Genomic DNA, 556 nt, shown 5'->3' on the forward strand with positions numbered 1-556 from the left:
TAGTCTACATAGTGACGGCCACCATCTACCCATTTGCCCCTTACCATTTTGCCTTTAGAATCAACATAGTAACGACCGCTATCTACCCATTCATTCTTGGCCATCTTTCCATCTGATTTGAGGTAATAATTTCCTACCCATTTATTGCGAGCAGAGCTTCCTTCTGCTGTTAGATAATAATAGGAACCATGCTTTTTATCATAAATCCAGTCACTTTTAACCTTTTTTCCATCAGAATCAACATAATAACGACCACCATCTACCCATTGATTTTTAGCTCTCTTCCCATCTGATTTGAGGTAGTAATTTCCTACCCAGCCAGTCTGAACTTTAGATTTTGATTTATCCTGTTTAGGAGTTGTTTCTTTAGGTTTCGGTGCCGGTTTCGGTGCCGGCTTCGGCGCAGGTTTTGGTGCCGGCTTCGGCGAGGGTTTTGGTGCTGGCTTCGGCGAGGGTTTCTGTACTGGCTTCGGCGAGGGTTTTGGTGCTGGCTTCGGCGCAGGTTTTGGTACCGGCTTAGGCGCAGGTTTTGGTGCTGGCTTCGGCGAGGGTTTTG

1 pseudogene is annotated in these 556 nt (G+C 46.2%); it reads right to left on the bottom strand.

Features of this window, described 5'->3' with window-relative positions:
* Positions 1-556, bottom strand: a pseudogene (locus tag CBI42_RS11205) (N-acetylmuramoyl-L-alanine amidase family protein); the annotation flags it as partial.

This window comes from Streptococcus sp. KR, assembly GCF_002238115.1.
Lineage (GTDB): Bacteria > Bacillota > Bacilli > Lactobacillales > Streptococcaceae > Streptococcus.